The sequence below is a fragment of the Vibrio sp. 1249-1 genome (assembly GCF_033340495.1).
In genome coordinates, this window is sequence record NZ_JAWOWJ010000672.1 from 1 (window position 1) to 648 (window position 648).

Genomic DNA, 648 nt, shown 5'->3' on the forward strand with positions numbered 1-648 from the left:
CCAGCTCCGGCGCGTTCAGCTCGTGTGGCCTGAAGAAACGATCGATACCGTTTAGGATCAAAAATACCGCAGAGCCGGAGATAAACATCGCCTGTGCCAACGCAGCGAGAGACTCGGCCTTACCATGCCCAAAAGTGTGTTCTCTGTCGGCTGGTTGCAGCGAATAGCGAACCACCACCAAATTCACCACTGAAGCGGCGATGTCCAGCATCGAATCAATAAGCGATGCCAATAGGCTGACCGATCCCGTCACCCACCATGGGATGACTTTTACAATGAGAAGAAGCGTCGCCACTATGGTTGCTGTCCAAGCTGCCGTCGTGACTAAGCGTGCATATTGCTGTTTCATAATCAAAGAGTTAACTCAAACCGTATTTTGAGTATACGTTGAATGCGCGTGAAATCGCCAGATCAAAAAGAGGCAACCTGTGGCTGCCTCTTCATATATATCATCGGATCATGACTTAATTATTGCGGTGTTTTCCCATGCGTTGTTGCATTTGGTCACCACATTCTTGCATGCGCTCGTTTTGCAGTTTTACAAATTCAGCTTTTTGCTCTGGAGTCAGCACGCTCAACATTTGGTGTTTTCTCTCCAGCATTTTCACGCGGTGCTCAGTTTGGCGCTCAACCATCTCTTTCGCTAGA

General features: G+C 48.6%; 2 protein-coding genes. Both read right to left on the bottom strand.

Features of this window, described 5'->3' with window-relative positions; translation table 11 throughout:
* On the bottom strand, positions 1 to 349 hold a 349-nt coding region (locus tag R7Z50_RS28260), incomplete at its 3' end, for a cation diffusion facilitator family transporter (RefSeq protein WP_318149853.1).
* 115 nt (positions 350 to 464) lie between these two features.
* Positions 465 to 648 (bottom strand): Spy/CpxP family protein refolding chaperone (locus tag R7Z50_RS28265; protein WP_318149854.1); only part of this gene is annotated, 184 nt, incomplete at its 5' end.